Below are 19,530 nucleotides of genomic sequence, written 5' to 3'. Positions count from 1 at the left end.
ACATGGCGGCGGGTGCGGTGATCCTGCCTGCCGGTTCCGCCGGCGCGGGGGCAAAACTCCACGTCACCCACTGGCTGCCCGACGGCCGCCCGCGCGCGATCATCTTGCTTGCGCACGGCTATGCCGAGCACGCCGGGCGTTACGAATATGTTGCGAAACGGCTGACCGACGTGGGCTATGCCGTCTATGCGGTCGACCATTGGGGGCATGGCAATTCGGACGGCGAGGGCGGTTTCGTTCCGCGCTTTTCGGCCTTTCTCGACGGGATGAGTGAGCTTCTGACGCTCGTCGAAATCAACCATGCCGATACCCCGCGCCTGCTGCTCGGGCATAGCATGGGCGGGCTGATCGCGACCCTGTTTCTCGTCCAGCGCCAGAATGCCTTTGTCGCGGCGGCGCTTTCCGGCCCGGCGATTCTGCCCGCCGAACCGCCGTCGCGCTTCACTGTGTGGATCAGCCGCTTTCTGTCGTGCTTCTTCCCGCGCTTTGGCGTGCTGTCGCTCGATTCAAATGGCGTCAGCCGCGATCCGCAAGTTGTTGCCGCCTATCAGGCCGATCCGCTCGTCTATGGTGGCAAGATCGGCGCGCGGCTCGGCAAGGAATTCATGGACGCGATGGCGGTTGCACAAGCCGACGCACCCAAGATCCATCTGCCGATCCTGATCCAGCACGGCGAAGCCGACCGGCTGACCGCGCCGGCCGGATCGCGCTATCTGTTCGCCAATGTCGCGTCCAAGGACAAACGCCTCGAAATCTACCCCGGCCTGTTCCACGAAATCTATAACGAGCCCGAACGCGACGCCGTCCTCGACGATCTCATTGGCTGGTTCGACGCCCATGTGAAAGGCGCGCCCGCCGCATGAGACTCCTGCTCGTCCTGATCTTCGCGCCGCTGATCGCGCTCGCGCTGATGTATTTCGTCTTCCCGGGCCGCCTCGTCGCAATCGGCCGCGCATTGCTCCGCCGCCGCGGCGGCATGGTGCAAAAGAGCGTCGTCGTCGATGGCCGCACCTGGCCCTATCTGGAGGGCGGCGATCCGTCGAAGCCGTTGCTGATGCTCGTCCACGGCTTTGCGGGCGACAAGGATAATTGGTCGATGATCGCGCCCTATCTGACACGCGATTATCATATCATCGCGCCCGACCTTCCGGGGTTCGGCGAAAATGAGCGCAATCCCGACCTCGCCTATGACCTGCAGGCGCAAACCGCGCGGTTGAAGGTCTTTGCCGATACCCTCGGCCTCCAGCGTCCGCATGTCGCGGGCAACAGCATGGGCGGCTGGATCGCGCTGCGCTATGCGATCGATTATCCCGACGCGCTCGCCAGCCTGACCTTGCTCGACAATGCAGGCGTCAACGGCGCGAATGAAAGCGAGCTTCAGAGACTCGCGGCAAACGAGGATTATAATCCGCTTATCCTCGCCAATCTGGACGATGCCGACCGGCTGGTGGCGATGGTCGTGCACAAGCCGCCGTTTATTCCCGCACGGCTGAAACCCGTGCTCTACGCCGACGGCCTCAAATATCGCGATCAACTCGACAAGATCTTCTGGGTGATCGCGACCGAGGGGCGCGACCACCCGCTGAACGGCCGCCTCGGCGAGGTGAAGGTGCCGACGCTGATCATCTGGGGGCGTCACGATAAGCTGCTCGACGTCAGCTGCGTGCCCGTGCTCGAAGCGGGCATCGCGGGAAGCGAGAGCCATATCTTCGAACATGTCGGCCATGTCCCGATGATCGAGGATCCGAAGGCGACCGCCGCGGTGATGAAGGGCTTTCTTGCCAAGCATTGAAATGCGCGTCAGTCTCTCCCGAAAATAGGGAGAGTGGGATGCGGTTGAAGGTGGGGCTGCTCGGCGGGGGCAGCTGGGGGACGACGGTCGCCTCGGTGGTATCGCGCAACGCGCCGATCACGCTGTGGGCACGCGACGCCGAAACCGTCGACGGCATCAATGCCGATAACGAGAACCACAAATATCTGCCGGGGATCAAGCTGCCGCCGGCACTGCGCGCGACGAACGACCTCGCCAAAGTCGTAGCGGGCTCCGATGTCCTGGTCATGGGCGTGCCGTCGCACAGCTTCCGTGCGGTACTTGAGGAGGCGAAAAACCATCTCCGTCCATGGGTGCCGGTGATCAGCCTGACCAAGGGGCTCGAACTGTCATCGGGCAAACGCATGACCGAGCTGATCGAAGAGGTGCTGCCCGGCCATCCCGTCGGCGTGCTCACCGGCCCCAACCTCGCGCGCGAGATCATGACCGGGCAGGCGGCGGCAAGCGTGCTGTCGATGGAGGACGAGATCGTCGTCCGCGCGCTGCAGCCGGTGTTCCACTCGGGGCTGTTCCGCGTCTACACGAACACCGACCTGCTCGGTTGCGAGCTCGGCGGAGTGCTCAAGAATATCATCGCGATCGCTGTCGGCATGGGCGACGGGCTCGGCGCTGGCGACAACACCCGCTCGGCGCTGATGACGCGCGGGCTTTCCGAGATTACCCGCCTCGGGGTTGCGATGGGCGGCCGCGCGGAAACCTTCGCGGGCCTCACCGGCATGGGCGACCTCATCGCCACCTGCACCAGCCCCTTGTCGCGCAACCGCCATGTCGGGGTCGAACTCGGCAAGGGGCGCCCGATCGACGAGATCATCGCGGGCATGAACATGGTCGCCGAAGGGGTGAAGAGCGCCCCGACCGTCATCGCGCTTGCCGAACGCTATGGCCTCGACATGCCGATTGCGCGCGATGTGTATGATGTGACACAGGGCAAACGCAGCGCGCAGGACGTGTTTCGCGGGCTGCTCCGCTCGGCGGTGGGCGACGAAGCGCACCCCGGCTGAACGATTACGCCGCCAAGCGTGCTGAATCTCCGTCCAGCCGGGAAGAAAACGGCCGCGCGCTTCGTTGACTCCCCTGACCGCCCCGCAAAGGGCGGGCAATCAGGAGATGGACGATGAAAAAATGGACCAACCTCGCAATTCTCATGGCTCTCCCCGCCACCGCCGCGGTCGCGGCCGTTCCCTATGGCTCGCAGCCGCCGGGATTCGAAGCGCCGCACATCCGCACCAGCCCCATCGCGGGCGTCGTCAACCAGCAATGGTATAATTACAAAGCCGATATTCTCGAGGCGGAGAAGGAGCTGACCAGCGACCTTCGCCATTCGACCGACCGCGAAGACCGCTGGGACGCGTGGGATGAATGGGAGACCGAGGTGGTCGACGCCGACAAGGATTATGTGAAGGAAATGCGCAAGAAGGGTTATCGCACCGGCCGCGTGACGGTCGGCGGCTAAGCCTCTCCCCGGAGCCTTGCTCTGGGTCGCAGGGAAGGGCGGGTGTCATGGGGCACCCGCCCTTTCTTTGCATCGCCCCTCCCGCAAGTGGGAAGGGCAGCGAGACTTACCAGCTTGCGGGTTAGTCGCAGCGGGGGTGGGCATGATCTAGGGCGCACGCTCGCTACGCTTGCCCCGCCCCTAACCCCTCCCGCCTGGGGAGGAGGACTAAGTACCAGCCTCGGCCAGCAGCGCCTTCGCTTCCGCACCCTGCCAGTCGATCGCGCCCACAATCCGCCAGATTTCGCGCCCCTCGGCGTCATAATAGATACTCGTCGGCAACGCGCTGTTCGCCGCGTCGAGCAAACCATTCTGCGGATCGATATAGGGTTGTAACGCTTTCAACCCCGCCTTCTGGAACCACGGGTCGACAATTTCGGCGCCTTGCAAATCCTCCGCGACGGCAATTACGGTCATCCGTTCGGCGCTTTTCGCCGCGAGCGCATCGAGCGTCGGCATTTCGGCGACGCATGGCGCGCACCAGGTCGCCCACAGGTTGACGAGCAGCGGACGCCCACGAAACGACGCCAGCGTCACAGGGGCGTCGTCAGGTCCACGAAAGCCGACCGCGGGTGCTGGCTCGCCCTTGTGACTGCGATCGACAATGTGCTCGAACTTCCCGAGCCCCTTCGCTTGGCCCGCCGAAACATTTGCTTGGCCTTGCCCCGCTTGCCCGTCCGGCTGCTTTTCCCTATCGCAGCCGGCGATTGATCCGGCCAGAAGCACGGCGAGGATCGCAAGGGACGGATTTGGGACGCGGCGGATGGCGAATACTCCGGACAGCAACAGCATGTGGGGCGGCCGCTTCGGTGGCGGACCCGCGGCGATCATGCAAGAGATTAACGCATCGATCCCGGTCGACAAGCGTCTGTGGGAAGAAGATATCGCCGCAAGCCGCGCGCACGCCGCGATGCTCGGCGCCGCGGGCATCATCGGCACCGACGATGCGGTGGTGATCGACCGCGGGCTTGCGCAGATCGCCGACGAATTTGCCGCGAATGGCGTCCCAGTCGACCTTGCGCTCGAAGACATCCACATGACCGTCGAATCGCGGCTGAAGGACCTTGTCGGCGAAGCAGCCGGACGACTCCACACCGCGCGCTCGCGCAACGATCAGGTCGCTACCGATTTCCGCCTCTGGACGCGCACCGCGTGCGAGCGCATCGATGCGGGATTGCAGGCGATCCAGACCGCGCTGCTCGCGCGCGCCGACGAACATGCGGACAGCATCATGCCCGGCTTCACGCATCTGCAGGTCGCGCAGCCGGTAACGCTCGGTCATCACCTGCTCGCCTATGTCGAGATGTTCGGCCGCGACCGTTCGCGCTTCATCGATGCGCGCCGCCGCCTCAACGAATCGCCGCTCGGTGCCGCCGCGCTCGCGGGCACCGGCTTCCCGGTGGACCGCCATGCGACCGCCGCGGCGCTCGGCTTCGAGCGCCCGATGGCGAACAGCATCGACGCCGTGTCAGACCGCGACTTCGCGCTCGAATTCTGCGCGTCGGCGTCGATCGCCGCGATCCACCTGTCGCGCCTTGCCGAAGAGATCGTGATCTGGGCCAGCCAGCCCTTCGGTTTTATCAGCCTGCCCGACGCCTGGTCGACGGGCAGTTCGATCATGCCGCAAAAGCGCAATCCCGACGCCGCCGAACTGGTGCGCGGTCGCGCGGGTCTGCTGCTCGGCGCCTTCCAGCGGCTCGCGGTGATCGTGAAGGGGCTGCCGCTGACCTATTCGAAGGATCTGCAGGACGACAAGGAAACCGTCTTCGGCGCCTTCGACGCGCTCGCGCTGTCGCTCGCCGCGATGACGGGCATGGTCGAAACGCTGATCTTCCGCACCGACCGCATGCGCGCGCTGGCCGCATCGGGCTATTCGACCGCGACCGATCTGGCCGACTGGCTGGTGCGCGAGGCGGGGCTGCCGTTCCGCGAGGCGCATCATGTCGTCGGCTCGTGCGTGAAGCGCGCCGAGGAATTGGGCGTCGAACTGTCGGCGCTGCCCGCAACCGACGCCGCGGCGATCCATGCCGCGGTCACGCCCGACGTGCTGGCGGCGTTGACCGTCGAGGCGTCGGTCGCCAGCCGCTTGAGCTATGGCGGGACGGCGCCCGAACGGGTAAGGCAGGCCATCGCCGCGGCCCGTGCGGCGCTCGAAGGAACGATTTGATGGCGACCAAGCGCCTCATCACTGTTGGCATGGCTGCAATCGCGCTGCTCGGCGCGTGCGGCAGCAAGGAAGATCTGAAGCCCGTGGCAGGCCAGCCTGCGCCGGTTATTCCCGTCGGCGCCACCCGCGCCCCGACTACGGAGGAGCTTACGACGCCTGACGCGCAGGCCCGGCCCGCGCGCAGCGACGAACTTCTCAAACGGTCCGAACAACGCGAACCCGACGATTTTGACTTGCCGCCTCCGGGCTGAGCCTCAGGACTTTACCAATGAATCATTTTGAAATTCGTGACGGCGTGATGCACGCCGAAGACATTCCGCTGCCACGCATTGCCGAAGAAATCGGCACCCCCGTCTATGTCTATTCGCGCGCGACGCTCGAACGCCACGCGCAGGCGTTTCGCGACGGGCTGAAGGATGTTCCCAGGAAGCACCTCGCCTTTGCGATCAAGAGCAACCCCAACCTTGGCGTGCTGCGCGTTCTCGCGCGGCAGGGCTATGGCGCCGACGTCGTATCGGGCGGCGAACTCGAACGCGCGCTGGCGGCGGGCATGGCGGCCGAGGACATCGTCTTTTCGGGCGTCGGCAAGACGCGTGCCGAACTCGCTCAGGGGCTCGACCGCGGCATCGGCCAGTTCAATATCGAGCATGAGCCCGAGGGTATCGCGCTTGCCGAGATCGCGCTCTCCAAGGAAATGACCGCGCCCGCGGTGCTGCGCGTCAATCCCGACGTCGACGCGGGCACCCATGCCAAAATCTCGACCGGCAAGGCCGATAACAAGTTCGGCGTCGGGATCGACGTCGCGCCCGAAATCTTCGCCCGGTTGTCGGCGCTGCCGGGGCTCAACTTGCGCGGCATCGCGGTCCATATCGGCAGCCAGCTGACCAGCCTCGCCCCGTTCGAGGCGGCGTTCAAGCGCGTGGGCGAACTCGTCGCTGACCTGCGCGCCGCGGGGCACAGCATCACCCATGTCGACCTCGGCGGCGGGCTTGGCGTGCCATATCGGGCGGGCGACAATATCATTCCGCCGTCGCCCGCCGACTATGGCGCGATGGTCGCGCGCGTAACGCGCGATTGGGACGTTACGCTGATGTTCGAGCCCGGCCGCGTGATCGCGGGCAATTCGGGGGTTTTGCTGACCGAGACATTGTGGGTGAAACCCGGCGCAACGCATCCCTTCGTCATCGTCGATGCGGCAATGAACGACCTTGCCAGGCCCGCGCTCTATGACGCCTGGCATGATTTCGTCGCTGTAAGGCCGTCGGGTGAGACGATGACCGCGTCGATCGTTGGACCGGTCTGCGAAACCGGCGACACCTTTGCACGCGACCGGCTGATCGACAAGGTCGAGGCGGGTGATCTCGCGGTCTTCTGCAGTGCGGGGGCTTATGGTGCGACGATGGCGTCGACCTACAACAGCCGCAGCCTTGTTCCCGAGGTGCTCGTCGACGGCGACCGCTATGCCATCGTTGCCGACCGGATCACGGCGGGCACGATCATGGCCGCCGAGCGCGTGCCCGACTGGATCGACTGACATGGAGCAGCTTCCCATCTTCCTGAACCTCAGCGGCCGTACGGTCGTACTGGTCGGGGATGGGGAGGCTGCCGATGCCAAGGCACGGCTGATCGTCCGCGCGGGCGGGCGGATCGTCCCGGCGTGGGAAGACGGCGCGACGATCGCTTTCGTCGCGTTGGACGATGAAGACGAGGCACGCGCCGCTGCGCAGGCGCTTCGCGCGTGCGGGCTTCTCGTCAATGTCGTCGACCGCCCCGCTCTTTGCGATTTCACCACCCCGGCGATCGTCGACCGCGCGCCGATGACGATCGCGATCGGGACGGGCGGCGCGTCGGCCGGCCTTGCAAAAGCCGTCCGGCAGCGCGTCGAAGCCTTGCTCCCGGCCCGCCTTGGCGCGCTCGCCGCGGCGCTCCACGCCGCGCGCGCTGCGATGAAAACCCGCTGGCCCACCGCCGACGACCGCCGCCGCGCAATCGATGCCGCACTCGCAAGCGGCGGTGCCCTCGACCCGCTCGACCCCGATGCGGCCGACAAGGTCGAAAGCTGGCTGGCAAGCGATGCGTTGATCCAGCCTTCGCGCCTCGAAACCATCCACCTCGCCAGCATTGACCCCGACAACCTCACCCTGCGCGCCGCACGCCTGCTCGGCGAGGCCGACCACATCTTCCACTCCACGAACATCCCCGCCACCATCCTCGACCGCGCCCGCGCCGATGCGGTGCGCCACATCGCCGATGCGCCGCCCGCCGATCCGCCGCCGGGCCTGTCGATCTGGCTTTCGCAGCCATGAGCCCGGTCCACCCGCTTTATGCCGCGATGGAACCGACGATTTTCGAGCATATGTCGGGGCTCGCGCGGGCGCATGACGCGATCAACCTCGGCCAAGGCTTCCCCGACGAGCCGCCGCACCCGGACATGATCGCCGCCGCGTCGCGCGCGCTCGCCGAAAAGTCGAACCAATATCCACCGGCGTTCGGATTGCCCGAGCTGCGCGATGCGATCTGTCGCTTCTATGCCCGGCGGCAGGGGCTCACGCTGTTGTCCGAGCAGGTAATCGTGACCTCGGGCGCGACCGAAGCGCTTGCCGCAGCCATCCTCGCGTTCGTCGGACCGGGCGACGAGGTGATCCTGTTCCAGCCCGCATATGACAGTTACGCGCCGATGGTCCGCCGGGCCGGTGGCATTCCGGTTTCGGTCGCGCTAACCCCGCCCGACTGGCGCTACGACGCCGATGGGCTCGCGGCGGCGATCACGCCGCGCACGCGCGTGCTGATGCTCAACGATCCGCTCAATCCCGCCGGCACCGTTGCCAGCGAAGCCGAACTTGCGATGATCGCCGACGCCTGCGTGCGCCACGACCTCGTCGCAATCTGCGACGAGGTCTGGGAGGATGTCCGCTTCGACGGAGTGCCGCACCGTTCGCTGATGTCCTTCCGGGGCATGGCCGAACGCGCGGTGAAGATCGGCTCGGCGGGCAAAATCTTCGGCCTGACGGGGTGGAAGACCGGCTGGCTATGCGCCGCGCCCGAAATGGCAACCGCGCTCGGCCGCGCGCACCAGTTCCTCACCTTCACGACGCCGCCCGCGCTGCAATGGGCGGTGGCGGAAGGGCTCGACCGCCCCGACGCATGGTTCGCGGAGCAGCGCGAAGGCTGGGCTGCATCGCGCCAACGCCTCGGTGACGCGCTGGGCGCCCGGGGCTTCACCGTCCTGCCGAACGCCGCAACATGGTTCCTGTGCATCGACCTCGCTGCATCGGGGATCGCGCTGTCCGACCGCGAATTCAGCGAACGCGCCGTGCGCGAAGCGGGGATTGCCTCGATCCCCGTCTCGGCACTCTTCGAAGGCGATGGCCCGCGCCACATCCTACGCCTCTGCTTCGCCAAGAACGGCGCGATACTCGACGAGGCGGTCCGGCGCCTCGCGGCCTTTCGCGAGAGGCTGCGTGCCGAAAAAGCCTAGGGCGCGATCGCCAGCCCGTCGCCATTCTTCCCCGCGGCGATCCGGCGCAGCACTTCGCCGCTCGCGACGTCGATTTCCGCGACCTTGTCGTGCCCCGTCTCCGCCGCATAAAGCCGCTTCGAATCGGCGCTGAACAGCAACGTGACCTGCCCCTTGGCCTGCTCGCCCGACACCTTGATCGTCCGCACCGGCGCGCGCGTTTCGGCATCGAACAGGCTGATCGTGCCGCTCGCAATATTGCTCGTCGCGACCAGCTTGCCGTCGGGGCTGGCGAGCACGCGGATCGCGACCGGATCGACCGGCTGCTCGGCGATCTTCTTGCCGGTCTGCGTATCCCAGATCGACACCCGCGGCGCGTCGAGGTCGCCGACCCACAATTCGCGTCCGCGCTTCGTCAGCGCCAGCCCCTCGGGCTTGCCGCCGGCGGCAAGATCGCGCAGCTTCTTCGCGGTCTTGAGGTCGAGCACACTCACCGTCCCCGCCGCGATATTCGCGGTATAGGCGGTGCGGTTGTCGGGCGCGACGACGATCATATGCGTGCCCTTCTGCCCGGTCGAAATCGACGTCATCTTGCCATCGGGCGCGACCACCGCGACCGACTCGCTGCCCTCGGTCGTCGCGACCAGCCGCCCGTCGGACAGCCACAGCAGCCCGTGCGGCCGCTGGTTGGGGCTGAGGTCGATCGTCCTCACCTTGGTCCGGCTTGCCACATCGAATACGTCGATCGTCGTGCTGCCGTAGGCGACGACCGCCGCCTGCTTGCCGTCGGGCGAAATCGCGATCTCGTGCGGCATCTTGCCCGTCGGCAGTCGCGCCAGTTCCTCGCCCGATGCCAGCGCGATGAGGCTCAGCGTATCTTCGCCCTTGTTGCCGACGAGAAGCGTCTCCGCCGCGGCGGGCGCTGCGAGCAAGAGGGCGCAGAAGGCGGCGGCAATAGTGCGGTGCATGACAGATCTCCCGGTTGCGACGGGGCACCCTATCCCCGGCGGCGGCTCCGGCAACCCCGCTTCGACCAGCGACATGACCGCGATTACGATAAGTTAACTGGGAAGCGCGCCCGCGCCTTCCTACCCATGTTCCGGGCGGCAGGTCGCGCCGCCGATCAGGACAGGAGGGGAATATGGGTCTGCCAACCATCGATATCGAGGCACTGCCTTTGCTCGACACCGCGGTCGGACTGTTCGGCTCGCTGATGGGCGAAAGTGCATCGTCGGGGCCGTCGGTGTTCGAACTCGCCGTCGCCATCGCACTGATCGTCTACGATTGAGTTGCGGCGGGAACGGAGGGCGCCACCAACCCGGCGCCCTCCGTTCCCCGCATTTCGCGATACCCATCATGTCATCCCGCCACGACCATTTCCCCCGCGCCAATGTCGCGCGCCGTCTGGCCATGCGCCGCGCGGTCTCGGACCTCGACGCTGCATGGAGAGCGGCCGACGCCGCCCCCGACGGGTTGGTGACCGCCATCGCGGCGCTCGCCGACGCCTCCGCCGATGTCGCGATAGCGCGCCTTCTCCCCTGGCTCGCCGACACCGATTGGCTTCGCGGTCGGCTCGATGCGGCGCTGGCGTTGCTCGCCGCCGACCCCTTCGCGCGTCCGCCGATGCGGATGGTCGGCGGCAGCGATGGCGGTGCCGGCGGACTGGTTCTCGCCGATAGCGGGGCGATTCGCCTGACGCTTCAGCTACGGCCGTACACCGCGAACAGCGCCGCGCCCGGCACCGCGGTATTCGTCCCCGGCCGCGCGGCGATCCATGTCCTCGATTGCGGCGGCGCAGAGCTTCGCGCGTATGCGGTGGCGGTCAGCGCAGCCGAGGAGGCCGGCGGCTTCACCGCCAGCAACGCCGCTCCATGCCTCACTCAGCCGCCGCGCCCGTTGCGGACAGGCGAGACGCTGATCCTCGACACTGCGCGCCAAAGCTTCACGCTTCAGGGCACCGGCCACGACGTCCTGCTCCTCGAACTCACCGTCCAGCCGCCGTCGCGTCTCCCGATCCGCGCCTATGACATCGCAAGCGGCCGCCTGACCCATATCAGCGCCTCGCGCCGCGACAGCAGCTTTCGCCAGATGGCGCTCGCGCTGCTGCGCCAGCTCGGCCGCACCGACGCCGCGCCGCTCTTCATTGCCGAGACGGCGAGCGAAGATTTCGCCGCGCGCTGGAACGCGATGCGCGAATTGGTCGCGCTCGACCCCGCGGCGGCGCTTCCGCACCTCGCCGCGATGGCGGCGCGCGATCCGCATCCCGAGGTTCGCCGCGCCGCCGCCGCCACGCACGCGCTCTTCTCCCTGCCTTCCGGTGAGACGGGGCGGGAGCGGGGTGGAGGGCCGGGGCCGTGCACAAGCCCGGCGCCATCCACCCCCAAACCGGCGCCGCATACGCTCGATCGTGCCTCATGCCGCGCCTGATCGATCCGCCCGCCGGCCCCGCGCTCGACATCGAAGAGGTCACCGCCCGCCTCGACGAAAGCGGCGTCGTCCTCACCGACGAGGCGAGCATCGCGCGCTGCACCGACCTCCTCGCCGGCCTGTCGCGCAACCGCGATTTCCTCGCCGACCGCGTGAGCCACGCCCTCAAGGCGAGCTATACGAACCAGCTCGAACTTAACCGCTATACGGCACAGGTCTTCCTCCTCCACCGCAGCCCGCGCGGCTTTTACCTCCGTGCCAACCTATGGCCCTCCGAACGCGACGCCGCCTACACGACAAGCGGCCCCGCAGCCTTCTCCTACGGCGTCCCGCACGACCATAATTTCAGCTTCCTCACCGCCGGCTATTTCGGCCCCGGCTATGTCAGTGACTATTATGATTACGACCCCGAAACCGTCGACGGCTGCCTCGGCGAGCCGCTGAATCTCAAATTCGTCGAACGCAGCAGCCTAAGCCAGGGCAAGATGATGCTCTACCGCGCCCACCGCGACATCCACAGCCAACTCCCTCCCAAAAGCCTCTCGGTCAGCCTCAACATCATGGACGAGGGCGAACATGTTCCGTGGCGTGACCAATATATTGTCGATCTCGACCATGGCACGATTGCGAAGCGCCCGACGCTGACGAGCGGCGAAATGCTGCTCCGCTGCGCGATACATTTGACCGAGAATGGGCGGGATGTGACCGAGCAGTTCGCGAAAGCGCACCCGGTGCCGCGGGTGCGCGCGAATGCGACCGCGGCGCTGGCGGCTGTGGAAGAAGGCGACGCGCGAGCTGCGGTGCTGAAGCGCGGAATGGCCGACAGCGACGCGCGTGTCCGCGACGATTGCCGGCGCTGGCTGGCGCAATAGCTTAGCCTGCTGACAGCGCGGCTTTCCGCTGCTAGGGCGCGGCGCATGACCACTCCGCTTTCGCATATCCGCAACTTCTCGATCATCGCGCACATCGACCATGGCAAGTCGACGCTCGCCGACCGGCTGATCCAGTTCACGGGCGGGCTGACCGCGCGTGAGATGTCGGCGCAAGTCCTTGATAATATGGACATCGAGAAGGAACGTGGGATCACGATCAAGGCGCAGACGGTGCGCCTGAAGTATAAGGCGCACGACGGCGAGACGTATGAGCTCAACCTGATGGACACCCCGGGCCACGTCGACTTCGCCTATGAAGTGTCGCGGTCGCTCGCGGCGTGCGAGGGCGCACTGCTTGTCGTCGACGCGGCGCAGGGGGTCGAGGCGCAGACGCTCGCGAACGTCTACCAGTCGATCGAGCACGACCATGAGATCGTGCCGGTTATCAACAAGATCGACCTGCCCGCGGCCGACGTCGACAAGGTGAAGGCCGAGATCGAGGACATCATCGGGCTGCCCGCCGACGACGCGGTGCTCGCCAGCGCGAAGGCCGGGATCGGCATCGAGGAAGCGCTCGAGGCGATCGTCACGCGCATCCCGCCGCCGAAGGGCGACGCGACCGCGCCGCTCGTCGCGATGCTCGTCGACAGCTGGTACGACCCGTATCTGGGCGTCGTCATCCTGATCCGCGTGATCGACGGCGTGCTGAAAAAAGGCCAGCAGATCAAGTTCATGCAGGCGGGCACCACCCACCTGATCGACCGCGTCGGCTGTTTCACGCCGAAGATCGAGCAGCTCACCGAACTCGGCCCCGGCGAGATCGGCTTCATCACCGCGCAGATCAAGGACGTCGCGCAGGCGCGCGTCGGCGACACCGTCACCGACGCCAAAAAGCCTGCGGCACAGGCGCTGCCGGGGTTCAAGGAAGTCCAGCCCGTCGTCTTCTGCGGCATGTTCCCGACCGACGCGAACGACTTCGAAAAATTGCGCGAGAGCATCCAGAAGCTCCGCCTCAACGACGCGAGCTTCAGCTTCGAGATGGAAAGCAGCGCCGCGCTCGGTTTCGGCTTCCGCTGCGGCTTCCTCGGCCTGCTCCACCTCGAGATCATCCAGGAGCGGCTGACGCGCGAGTATGACCTCGACCTGATCACCACCGCGCCGTCGGTGGTTTACAAGCTCAAGCTCGGCCACACCAAGAATGAGGCGGCGAAGGAGATCGAGCTCCACAACCCCGCCGACATGCCCGACCCGAACCGCATCGACGAGATTCAGGAACCGTGGATCGAGGCGGTGATTTACGTGCCCGACGAATATCTCGGCCCGATCCTGAAGCTGTGCCAGGACCGCCGCGGGGTGCAGAAGAATCTGACCTATGTGGGCGGCCGCGCGCAGATCACCTATGAACTGCCGCTCAACGAAGTCGTGTTCGATTTCTATGACCGGCTCAAGAGCATCAGCCGCGGTTACGCCAGCTTCGATTATCACCAGATCGGCCACCGCCCCGGCGACCTCGTCAAGATGAGCATCCTCGTCAACAACGAGCCGGTCGACGCGCTCTCCATGATCGTCCACCGCGGCACCGCCGAAACGCGCGGCCGCGGCATGTGCGAGCGGCTGAAGGACCTGATCCCGCGCCACATGTTCAAGATCCCGATCCAGGCCGCGATCGGCGGCAAGGTGATCGCCCGCGAAACCATCGCCGCGCTGCGCAAGGATGTGACCGCCAAATGCTACGGCGGCGACGCGACCCGCAAGAAAAAGCTGCTCGAAAAGCAGAAAGAGGGCAAGAAGCGGATGCGCGAATATGGGAATGTGAACATTCCGCAGGAAGCGTTTATTGCTGCATTGCGGATGGGGGATGACGCTTAATGCCGACGCTTGACTGGCTGACACGCGGAGAGGACATCAAAGCGGCAGCCAGTGTTCCCTATCGTCTATTAGAGGCAGATCCAGTCCTGTCTGCCGGCGATCAAGCTAGCGGCAATATGCTGATCCAAGGCGATAATCTTGAAGCGCTGAAGAGCCTGTTGCCCTATTATGCGGGACAGGTGAAATGCATCTATATAGACCCGCCCTATAATACCCGGTCGGCCTTTGAGCACTACGACGACAATCTGGAGCACAGCCAATGGCTGGCTATGATCTGGCCTCGATTAGAGTTGTTGCGCGAGCTGCTGTCCGACGACGGAAGTATTTGGGTATCGATTGATGACAATGAGGGGCACTATCTCAAGGTCATCATGGACGAGGTATTCGGGCGGCGGAATTTTGTAGTAAATGTACTTTGGCAAAAGCGGATTGGTCCCGATAACCGGCTGGCGTTGGGCGATGCTCACGATCACATTCACGTTTATGAAGGATCTCGCGGTTCCTTCCAAAGTGGTGCTAACAAGCTTCCTTTGACGCCCAAGCAATTGGCGGAATTCAAGAACCCTGATGATGATCCTCGCGGTCCTTGGACTTCTTCGTCCAATTTTTCTGCGCAAGGATATCGACCCAATCAAATGTACGAAATCGTTACGCCCGGCGGAGTGACGTACTCCCCCCCTCCCGGAAGATGCTGGGTAACAATCGAACCCGAGTTCAAGCGCCTACTCGCCGAAGGCCGTATGTGGTTTGGCAAAGACGGGAAGGGAATGCCTCGTAAGAAGACTTACTTGCGAGAGCAGGAAGGGCGGACGGCTTGGTCGTGGTGGACAAATGACGAAGTCGGTAATACCCAAGAATCCAAGAAGGAAATCATCGCGTTGTTCGGCAGCGACGATATCTTCGGGACTCCCAAACCCGAACTCTTCTCCACCGTATACTTCAAATAGCGACGAATCCGGGCGATCTCGTTCTCGATAGTTTCCTCGGTTCTGGCACGACGGCGGCCGTCGCTCACAAGATGGGGCGGCGCTGGATCGGCATCGAGATGGGCGAGCACGCCGTTACCCATTGCGCGCCGCGCATGAATAAGGTGATTGAAGGCGAACAAGGTGGGATTTCGCAAGGAGTGGGCTGGCAGGGCGGCGGCGGCTTCGCCTTCTATCGGCTGGGCGAGCCTGTGTTCGACGCTGACGGGCGGATCAAGGCTGGTATCTCGTTCGCCAGTCTCGCAGCGCATGTCTGGTTTTCGGAGACGGGGACGCCGCTTTCATTCGCCGCCAGCCCGTCGCCTCTTCTCGGCACGCACGACGGGCGCGGTTATGCGTTGCTCTATAACGGCATACTCGGAGACAAAAGGCCGCAGGGGGGCAATGTGCTAACCAGTGTAACTCTTGGCTTGATCCGCGAGGCGGCGGACGGTTTTGCCGGGCCGATGACCATTTATGGCGAGGCGAGCCAGTTGAGTGCCGCGCGATTGAAGCAGGAGGGGATCGATTTCAAGCAGACCCCCTATGACGTGAAGGCGCGTTGATGCTGCTCAAGCCTTATCAAGACCGGGCGCTGGCGCAGCTTCGCTTTTTCTTCCGCCAATGCCGTTCGGGGGATTTCGGGGCAGCCTATGCGGCGACGATCGCGCGCATCGAAAGCGACGATGAAGTGAGCGATGACGGCGCCGCCGCTTTTGCCAGGGGTGGCTATTCGGCGGTCGAGGGACTGGAACGCGAGGCACCCTATTGCTGTATTCGCCTGCCGACGGGCGGTGGCAAGACGCTGCTCGCGGCGCATGCGGTCAAGATCGCCGCCGACGAGTGGATGGAGCGGCCGAAGGTGCCGGTGTTGTGGCTGGTTCCCTCGAACCCGATCCTGACGCAGACGATCGATGCTTTAAAACAGCCGCGCCACCCCTATCGACTGGCGCTGGAGGATGCGTTTGGCGCGATCGCGGTTTTTGACGTCGAGGAGCGGCGGCAGATCGCGCCGCAGGATTTCATCAACAAGACGGTGGTGATTGTCGGGACGATGCAGACGTTCCGCATCAACGACACCAATATGCGTAATGTGTACAGCACCGACGAAAATCTGGAGCGGCATTTCCGCGATGCCCGGATGGGCGAAGGGTTGGAGGTCGAAGACAGCGGTCCGCGTCGGGGTGATGTTAAATACAGCTTTGCCAATCTGTTGCACCGGCAGCGCCCCCTGCTGATCCTCGACGAAGCGCATAATTTCATGACCGGCCTGTCGGGCAACGTGAAACAGCGACTGAATCCATCGGCGATCATCGAATTCACGGCAACGCCCAAGCCGCGATCGAACGTCATTTCCGCTGCCAGTGCGCTGGAGCTGAAAAACGCGGAAATGATCAAGATGCCGATCCATTTGACCCAGCATGGCAGCTGGCAACAGGCGGTGAATGCAGCGGTAATGAACCGGGCGGCGTTGGAGCCGATCGGACGGGGCGATCCCGGGCGCATCCGCCCGATCGCGCTGTATCAGGCGCAGCCACAGACCGAAGGGGCGGAGGCGACGGTCGAATTGCTCAAGAAGCATTTGATCGAGGTCGAGAAAATCCCTGAGGAGGCGATTGTCGTCGCGACGGGTGACCAGCGCGGACTGGATGGCGTCGACCTGTTCGATCCGGCGTGCAAGGTCGAACATGTCATCACCGTTCAGGCGCTGAAGGAGGGCTGGGACTGTTCCTTTGCCTATATTTTCTGCTCGGTCGCGAGCATCCGGTCAGCGGGCGCGGTCGAACAGCTTCTTGGCCGTGTTCTTCGCATGCCCTTTGCACAAAGGCGGGTGTCGGAGGAACTGAACCGCGCCTATGCTCATGTGTCCGAAGCTAATTTTGCGACGGCGGCGCAGGCTCTGACCGACAAGCTCACCGAAATGGGCTTTGACGAGCGCAGCGCACGGCAGGCGATCATCGAAACGCCGCCTGAAATGCAATTGGACGGCGGGGATTCACCGTTGTTCCGGAGACCAGCGGCGCCCGTGCACCGTTTGCCGTCGCGTCCCGATATTTCGAACCTGTCGCCTGAAGCGCAGCGAGCGACGCGGATGGCCGACGACGGCGAGGGCGGTGTTGCGCTGACCGTCGCGGAGGATGCGCCGGAGGAGGTGCAGCGCGAAGTTGCGGCGGCGATCGAGCCGTTCGTCCCGGGATCGATCGAGTCGGTTGAGCGCTATATCGAGCAAGCTGCGGCAGCGCGATCGCCGGCCGAACGGGGCGTGAAGCTGGAAGTTCCTCGGCTGCAACTGTCGGTGCAAGGCGAATTGGATCTTGCCGAGACCGAGACCTTCATCGACTTGGCCGGTTGGGATTTGCTCGACGATCCGGGGAAAGCGGAGCTTCCGGCATTCCATTATAGCGAGACGGGCGAAGGTTTTGCCTTTGACATCGAAGGCGACACAATCATCTGCCGCAATATCGACGAGCAGATCGAATTGGCGCTTGATGACGCGACTGACTGGGACGCTGCGGCGTTGTCGCGTTTCCTTGACCGTTGGACGAAGCAAATTCACACGTCACAGCCTGTATATCTGGAATATTGCCGCCGGGTTGTGCAGCATCTTTTGGATGTTCGCAGGATGCCGCTGGCGGTGCTGGTTCGGGGTAAATATGCTTTACGCCGCGCGGTTAGCGACAAGGTAAAGCTGCTTCGCGAGCAAACAGCCCGGCAGGGTGTGCAAATGTTCCTCGAGGGGCTTGGCGAGCCGCTGGTTTCGGACGAGTCGGCGTTTCGTTTTGAGCCTTATTTTTACAACGCGGCGTCCTATTACAGCGGTTCGTTCCGACCAAACCGTCACTATTATATGCGCATGGGGAAGCTCAACAATTTCGAGGTGGAGTGCGCGCGGATCATCGATGGCTTGCCTGAAGTCGAAACATGGGTCCGCAATGGCGAAGCGATGCCGGGCAATTATTCGCTCCCCACGTCCAAGGGCAATTTCTTTCCCGATTTTGTGGCGAAACTGCGGGATGGAAGTGTCTTCGTCATCGAAGCCAAGGGACGCGTCGATGAATATGACCGTGAGAAGGACAATATTGGGCGCCGCACCGCCGAGGTGAGCGGCGGCAAGATGCGATTTGTCATGGTGTGGAAGGACGACAAAGATGGGCGCGACGTGGCGACGCAAATCCGAGCGGCTTTGGCTTAACTATTTTGTCCCCGCCTTCCACGCCGCCCAGCTCGCCTCGCTGTAGGCGGCGTTCCATTCGCGTTCGAGCGCCGCGATCTCGCGCTCGGCGCGGCGGCGGGCGGCGTCGCGGTCGCGGCTGGTCGGACCGCTTTGGCTGTGGGTGTCGGCGAGGAAGTCGTGGGGGTGCTGGATCACGGGCGGGCGCGCCTGTTGCCAGCCCTCGGCGCGCTCGCGCAGCGTGTAGGCGGCCATGCGGACGTCGCCGCGGGTGATCTTGCCGCTGGCAAGGTCGCTTTCGCCGGCCTCGCCCTCGATCATATGTTCCTCGAAGCGGTCGAACCACAGCTCGTCCTCTTCACCGCCCTCGGTCCAGCGGACATGGTCGGCGGGCGGCGGGGTTGGGTTCGAGAGGTCGCCGCCCTCGGCCTCTTCCCAGTCGACATTGCCCGCTCCGGCCGACAGCGGGACGATCATGTCGGGGTGGTGCATGTGCCATTCGTGCTTCTGCGGGTTGATATAGGCGTCGGCTTTTCGCACCGCGGCCCAATCGGTGCCGGGGCCGGTGAGCAGGTCCCACGCGGCGCGCTTGACGGGGTCGTGCGAAATCCTGCGCTGATAGGCGGTGCGGATGGTGCGGAGCCGGTCGTCGAGGTCGGTGTCCTGCCGGTTCGCGCGGGCATTGCGTTCCATCAGCCGCGCCTGGCGCTCGGCCTCCCACTCGGCCTGCCATTTCTCGCGCAGGCGACGGATCGCGTGGGGGAGGGCGGTGGCGGGGGCGTCGACGGGGTTGATGCCGGCGCCGAAGGATTCGGGGAAGCGGCTCGCGGCGATATGCTGCATCGCGCGCACGTTCGGCCGGCGGCGTTCGAGGATGACGCGGCCTTCCTTCGACAGCGTCTCGGGCACGCCATAGATCGCATATTCCATGAGCAGGTCGGCAACGCGGCGCGCGCCCGCCTCGACCGCCCGGTCCCATGCCGCGGCGAAGCTGCCCGCGTCGTCGCGCTTGCGCAGTTGGTAGAAGGCCGAGGTCGAGTGGCCCGCGATCTTGGCCGCCATGCTGACCGCGCCGGTCGCGGCGAGATGCGCGATGAAGAGGTGCTGTTTCTGCGCGGTGATGCCGGTCCAGCGCTTGCTGCGCTGTTCGACGGGGGTGAAGGCGAGTTCTTCGGGGAGGTCTTCGGCGTCGATCGCGGGGTCGGCCTCTGCGTCGATGACCGCGGGGAGGGGCGGAAGGATTTCCTGTTTCATGAGCTTGGTTCCTGTGGTTCGTTT

At 64.8% G+C, this 19,530-nt stretch carries 19 protein-coding genes and 1 pseudogene; 17 read left to right on the top strand and 3 right to left on the bottom strand.

The genetic code is table 11. From position 1 onward, the window contains the following. Nucleotides 1-2 precede the first annotated feature (2 nt). From ASD73_RS04700 to ASD73_RS04685, 4 genes are all read left to right on the top strand, one after another. The gene (locus ASD73_RS04700; RefSeq protein WP_056368722.1) at nucleotides 3-863 is read left to right on the top strand and encodes an alpha/beta hydrolase; all 861 of its coding nucleotides are present in this window, start codon (nucleotides 3-5) and stop codon (nucleotides 861-863) included. Further along, nucleotides 860-1,792, top strand: a complete 933-nt coding sequence (locus ASD73_RS04695; RefSeq protein ID WP_056368723.1) for an alpha/beta fold hydrolase — start codon at nucleotides 860-862, stop codon at nucleotides 1,790-1,792. Before ASD73_RS04700 ends, ASD73_RS04695 begins: the two co-directional genes overlap by 4 nt. A gap of 38 nt (nucleotides 1,793-1,830) precedes the next feature. Continuing rightward, nucleotides 1,831-2,832, top strand: coding sequence for an NAD(P)H-dependent glycerol-3-phosphate dehydrogenase (locus tag ASD73_RS04690; protein ID WP_056368725.1), 1,002 nt, complete (start codon nucleotides 1,831-1,833; stop codon nucleotides 2,830-2,832). Nucleotides 2,833-2,945: 113 nt separating this feature from the next. Beyond that, nucleotides 2,946-3,284 carry a hypothetical protein gene (locus tag ASD73_RS04685; RefSeq protein ID WP_056368727.1) on the top strand — a complete coding sequence of 113 codons (339 nt, stop codon included), beginning with the start codon at nucleotides 2,946-2,948 and terminating at the stop codon, nucleotides 3,282-3,284. A gap of 207 nt (nucleotides 3,285-3,491) precedes the next feature. Here the strand turns inward: ASD73_RS04685 and ASD73_RS23415 are convergent, their stop codons facing one another. Next, on the bottom strand, nucleotides 3,492-4,115 hold the full coding sequence (locus ASD73_RS23415) for a TlpA family protein disulfide reductase (RefSeq protein ID WP_056368729.1): 624 nt from the start codon (nucleotides 4,113-4,115) through the stop codon (nucleotides 3,492-3,494). Here ASD73_RS23415 and argH point away from each other — a divergent pair. The 5 genes from argH to ASD73_RS04655 are packed head-to-tail and all read left to right on the top strand — an operon-like array spanning nucleotide 4,114 to nucleotide 8,968. Beyond that, entirely contained in the window at nucleotides 4,114-5,490 is a 1,377-nt protein-coding gene (argH, locus tag ASD73_RS04675; protein ID WP_056370288.1) for an argininosuccinate lyase, read from the top strand. The genes ASD73_RS23415 and argH overlap by 2 nt on opposite strands. Next, the gene (locus ASD73_RS04670; RefSeq protein WP_056368731.1) at nucleotides 5,490-5,741 is read left to right on the top strand and encodes a hypothetical protein; all 252 of its coding nucleotides are present in this window, start codon (nucleotides 5,490-5,492) and stop codon (nucleotides 5,739-5,741) included. Before argH ends, ASD73_RS04670 begins: the two co-directional genes overlap by 1 nt. Nucleotides 5,742-5,758: 17 nt before the next feature. Continuing rightward, complete coding sequence (gene lysA / locus ASD73_RS04665; RefSeq protein WP_056368735.1) at nucleotides 5,759-7,024, top strand: diaminopimelate decarboxylase; 1,266 nt, start codon at nucleotides 5,759-5,761, stop codon at nucleotides 7,022-7,024. A gap of 1 nt (nucleotide 7,025) precedes the next feature. Further along, a complete protein-coding gene (locus tag ASD73_RS04660; RefSeq protein WP_056368737.1) occupies nucleotides 7,026-7,796 on the top strand; it encodes a precorrin-2 dehydrogenase/sirohydrochlorin ferrochelatase family protein in 771 nt (256 codons plus the stop codon). Beyond that, nucleotides 7,793-8,968, top strand: a complete 1,176-nt coding sequence (locus tag ASD73_RS04655) for an aminotransferase (protein ID WP_056368739.1) — start codon at nucleotides 7,793-7,795, stop codon at nucleotides 8,966-8,968. Before ASD73_RS04660 ends, ASD73_RS04655 begins: the two co-directional genes overlap by 4 nt. Here the strand turns inward: ASD73_RS04655 and ASD73_RS04650 are convergent. Continuing rightward, nucleotides 8,965-9,915 carry a YncE family protein gene (locus ASD73_RS04650; protein WP_056368741.1) on the bottom strand — a complete coding sequence of 317 codons (951 nt, stop codon included), beginning with the start codon at nucleotides 9,913-9,915 and terminating at the stop codon, nucleotides 8,965-8,967. The two genes, ASD73_RS04655 and ASD73_RS04650, sit on opposite strands and share 4 nt — an antisense overlap. 173 nt (nucleotides 9,916-10,088) lie before the next feature. Between ASD73_RS04650 and ASD73_RS22710 the strand changes: the two genes are divergently transcribed. From ASD73_RS22710 to ASD73_RS04625, 8 genes and pseudogenes are all read left to right on the top strand, one after another. Continuing rightward, complete coding sequence (locus ASD73_RS22710) at nucleotides 10,089-10,235, top strand: hypothetical protein (RefSeq protein WP_156377285.1); 147 nt, start codon at nucleotides 10,089-10,091, stop codon at nucleotides 10,233-10,235. Nucleotides 10,236-10,303: 68 nt separating this feature from the next. Next, nucleotides 10,304-11,374, top strand: coding sequence for a HEAT repeat domain-containing protein (locus ASD73_RS04645; protein WP_056375946.1), 1,071 nt, complete (start codon nucleotides 10,304-10,306; stop codon nucleotides 11,372-11,374). After that, complete coding sequence (locus tag ASD73_RS04640; RefSeq protein WP_056368745.1) at nucleotides 11,362-12,246, top strand: hypothetical protein; 885 nt, start codon at nucleotides 11,362-11,364, stop codon at nucleotides 12,244-12,246. The genes ASD73_RS04645 and ASD73_RS04640 overlap by 13 nt, the downstream gene beginning before the upstream one ends. A 45-nt stretch (nucleotides 12,247-12,291) precedes the next feature. Continuing rightward, nucleotides 12,292-14,115: a translation elongation factor 4 gene (gene lepA, locus ASD73_RS04635; protein ID WP_056368747.1), complete on the top strand. Its 1,824-nt coding sequence runs from the start codon at nucleotides 12,292-12,294 to the stop codon at nucleotides 14,113-14,115. Further along, on the top strand, nucleotides 14,115-15,062 hold the full coding sequence (locus tag ASD73_RS23140) for a site-specific DNA-methyltransferase (protein WP_235534135.1): 948 nt from the start codon (nucleotides 14,115-14,117) through the stop codon (nucleotides 15,060-15,062). The genes lepA and ASD73_RS23140 overlap by 1 nt, the downstream gene beginning before the upstream one ends. Next, nucleotides 15,050-15,121, top strand: a pseudogene (locus ASD73_RS23135) (DNA methyltransferase); the annotation flags it as partial. The gene ASD73_RS23140 and the pseudogene ASD73_RS23135, both read left to right, overlap by 13 nt. A 12-nt stretch (nucleotides 15,122-15,133) precedes the next feature. After that, nucleotides 15,134-15,646, top strand: coding sequence for a hypothetical protein (locus ASD73_RS23130; protein WP_235534133.1), 513 nt, complete (start codon nucleotides 15,134-15,136; stop codon nucleotides 15,644-15,646). Beyond that, nucleotides 15,646-18,273, top strand: coding sequence for a DEAD/DEAH box helicase (locus ASD73_RS04625; RefSeq protein WP_056368748.1), 2,628 nt, complete (start codon nucleotides 15,646-15,648; stop codon nucleotides 18,271-18,273). Before ASD73_RS23130 ends, ASD73_RS04625 begins: the two co-directional genes overlap by 1 nt. On the opposite strand, the gene ASD73_RS04620 is transcribed toward ASD73_RS04625, so the two are convergent. After that, the gene (locus tag ASD73_RS04620) at nucleotides 18,274-19,506 is read right to left on the bottom strand and encodes a hypothetical protein (RefSeq protein ID WP_056368750.1); all 1,233 of its coding nucleotides are present in this window, start codon (nucleotides 19,504-19,506) and stop codon (nucleotides 18,274-18,276) included. It abuts the gene before it with no gap. Between the last annotated feature and the right edge of the window lie 24 nt (nucleotides 19,507-19,530).

It is taken from the genome of Sphingopyxis sp. Root154, assembly GCF_001427105.1.
In the GTDB taxonomy this organism is placed as follows: Bacteria; Pseudomonadota; Alphaproteobacteria; order Sphingomonadales; family Sphingomonadaceae; genus Sphingopyxis.
Note: the sequence above shows the minus strand (reverse complement) of the source record. Positions and strands in the feature narration are given on the sequence as shown.

What these genes read in the sequence shown, in the direction of transcription:
- argH (WP_056370288.1), top strand. Translation starts at nt 4,114, where the DNA reads ATGTGGGGCGGCCGCTTCGGTGGCGGACCCGCGGCGATCATGCAAGAG.
- ASD73_RS04650 (WP_056368741.1), bottom strand. Translation starts at nt 9,915, where the DNA reads ATGCACCGCACTATTGCCGCCGCCTTCTGCGCCCTCTTGCTCGCAGCG.
- ASD73_RS04625 (WP_056368748.1), top strand. Translation starts at nt 15,646, where the DNA reads ATGCTGCTCAAGCCTTATCAAGACCGGGCGCTGGCGCAGCTTCGCTTT.
- ASD73_RS23130 (WP_235534133.1), top strand. Translation starts at nt 15,134, where the DNA reads ATGGGGCGGCGCTGGATCGGCATCGAGATGGGCGAGCACGCCGTTACC.
- ASD73_RS23415 (WP_056368729.1), bottom strand. Translation starts at nt 4,115, where the DNA reads ATGCTGTTGCTGTCCGGAGTATTCGCCATCCGCCGCGTCCCAAATCCG.
- ASD73_RS04685 (WP_056368727.1), top strand. Translation starts at nt 2,946, where the DNA reads ATGAAAAAATGGACCAACCTCGCAATTCTCATGGCTCTCCCCGCCACC.
- ASD73_RS04655 (WP_056368739.1), top strand. Translation starts at nt 7,793, where the DNA reads ATGAGCCCGGTCCACCCGCTTTATGCCGCGATGGAACCGACGATTTTC.
- ASD73_RS04645 (WP_056375946.1), top strand. Translation starts at nt 10,304, where the DNA reads ATGTCATCCCGCCACGACCATTTCCCCCGCGCCAATGTCGCGCGCCGT.
- ASD73_RS04640 (WP_056368745.1), top strand. Translation starts at nt 11,362, where the DNA reads ATGCCGCGCCTGATCGATCCGCCCGCCGGCCCCGCGCTCGACATCGAA.
- ASD73_RS04670 (WP_056368731.1), top strand. Translation starts at nt 5,490, where the DNA reads ATGGCGACCAAGCGCCTCATCACTGTTGGCATGGCTGCAATCGCGCTG.
- ASD73_RS04700 (WP_056368722.1), top strand. Translation starts at nt 3, where the DNA reads ATGGCGGCGGGTGCGGTGATCCTGCCTGCCGGTTCCGCCGGCGCGGGG.
- ASD73_RS22710 (WP_156377285.1), top strand. Translation starts at nt 10,089, where the DNA reads ATGGGTCTGCCAACCATCGATATCGAGGCACTGCCTTTGCTCGACACC.
- ASD73_RS23140 (WP_235534135.1), top strand. Translation starts at nt 14,115, where the DNA reads ATGCCGACGCTTGACTGGCTGACACGCGGAGAGGACATCAAAGCGGCA.
- ASD73_RS04620 (WP_056368750.1), bottom strand. Translation starts at nt 19,506, where the DNA reads ATGAAACAGGAAATCCTTCCGCCCCTCCCCGCGGTCATCGACGCAGAG.
- lysA (WP_056368735.1), top strand. Translation starts at nt 5,759, where the DNA reads ATGAATCATTTTGAAATTCGTGACGGCGTGATGCACGCCGAAGACATT.
- lepA (WP_056368747.1), top strand. Translation starts at nt 12,292, where the DNA reads ATGACCACTCCGCTTTCGCATATCCGCAACTTCTCGATCATCGCGCAC.
- ASD73_RS04660 (WP_056368737.1), top strand. Translation starts at nt 7,026, where the DNA reads ATGGAGCAGCTTCCCATCTTCCTGAACCTCAGCGGCCGTACGGTCGTA.
- ASD73_RS04690 (WP_056368725.1), top strand. Translation starts at nt 1,831, where the DNA reads ATGCGGTTGAAGGTGGGGCTGCTCGGCGGGGGCAGCTGGGGGACGACG.
- ASD73_RS04695 (WP_056368723.1), top strand. Translation starts at nt 860, where the DNA reads ATGAGACTCCTGCTCGTCCTGATCTTCGCGCCGCTGATCGCGCTCGCG.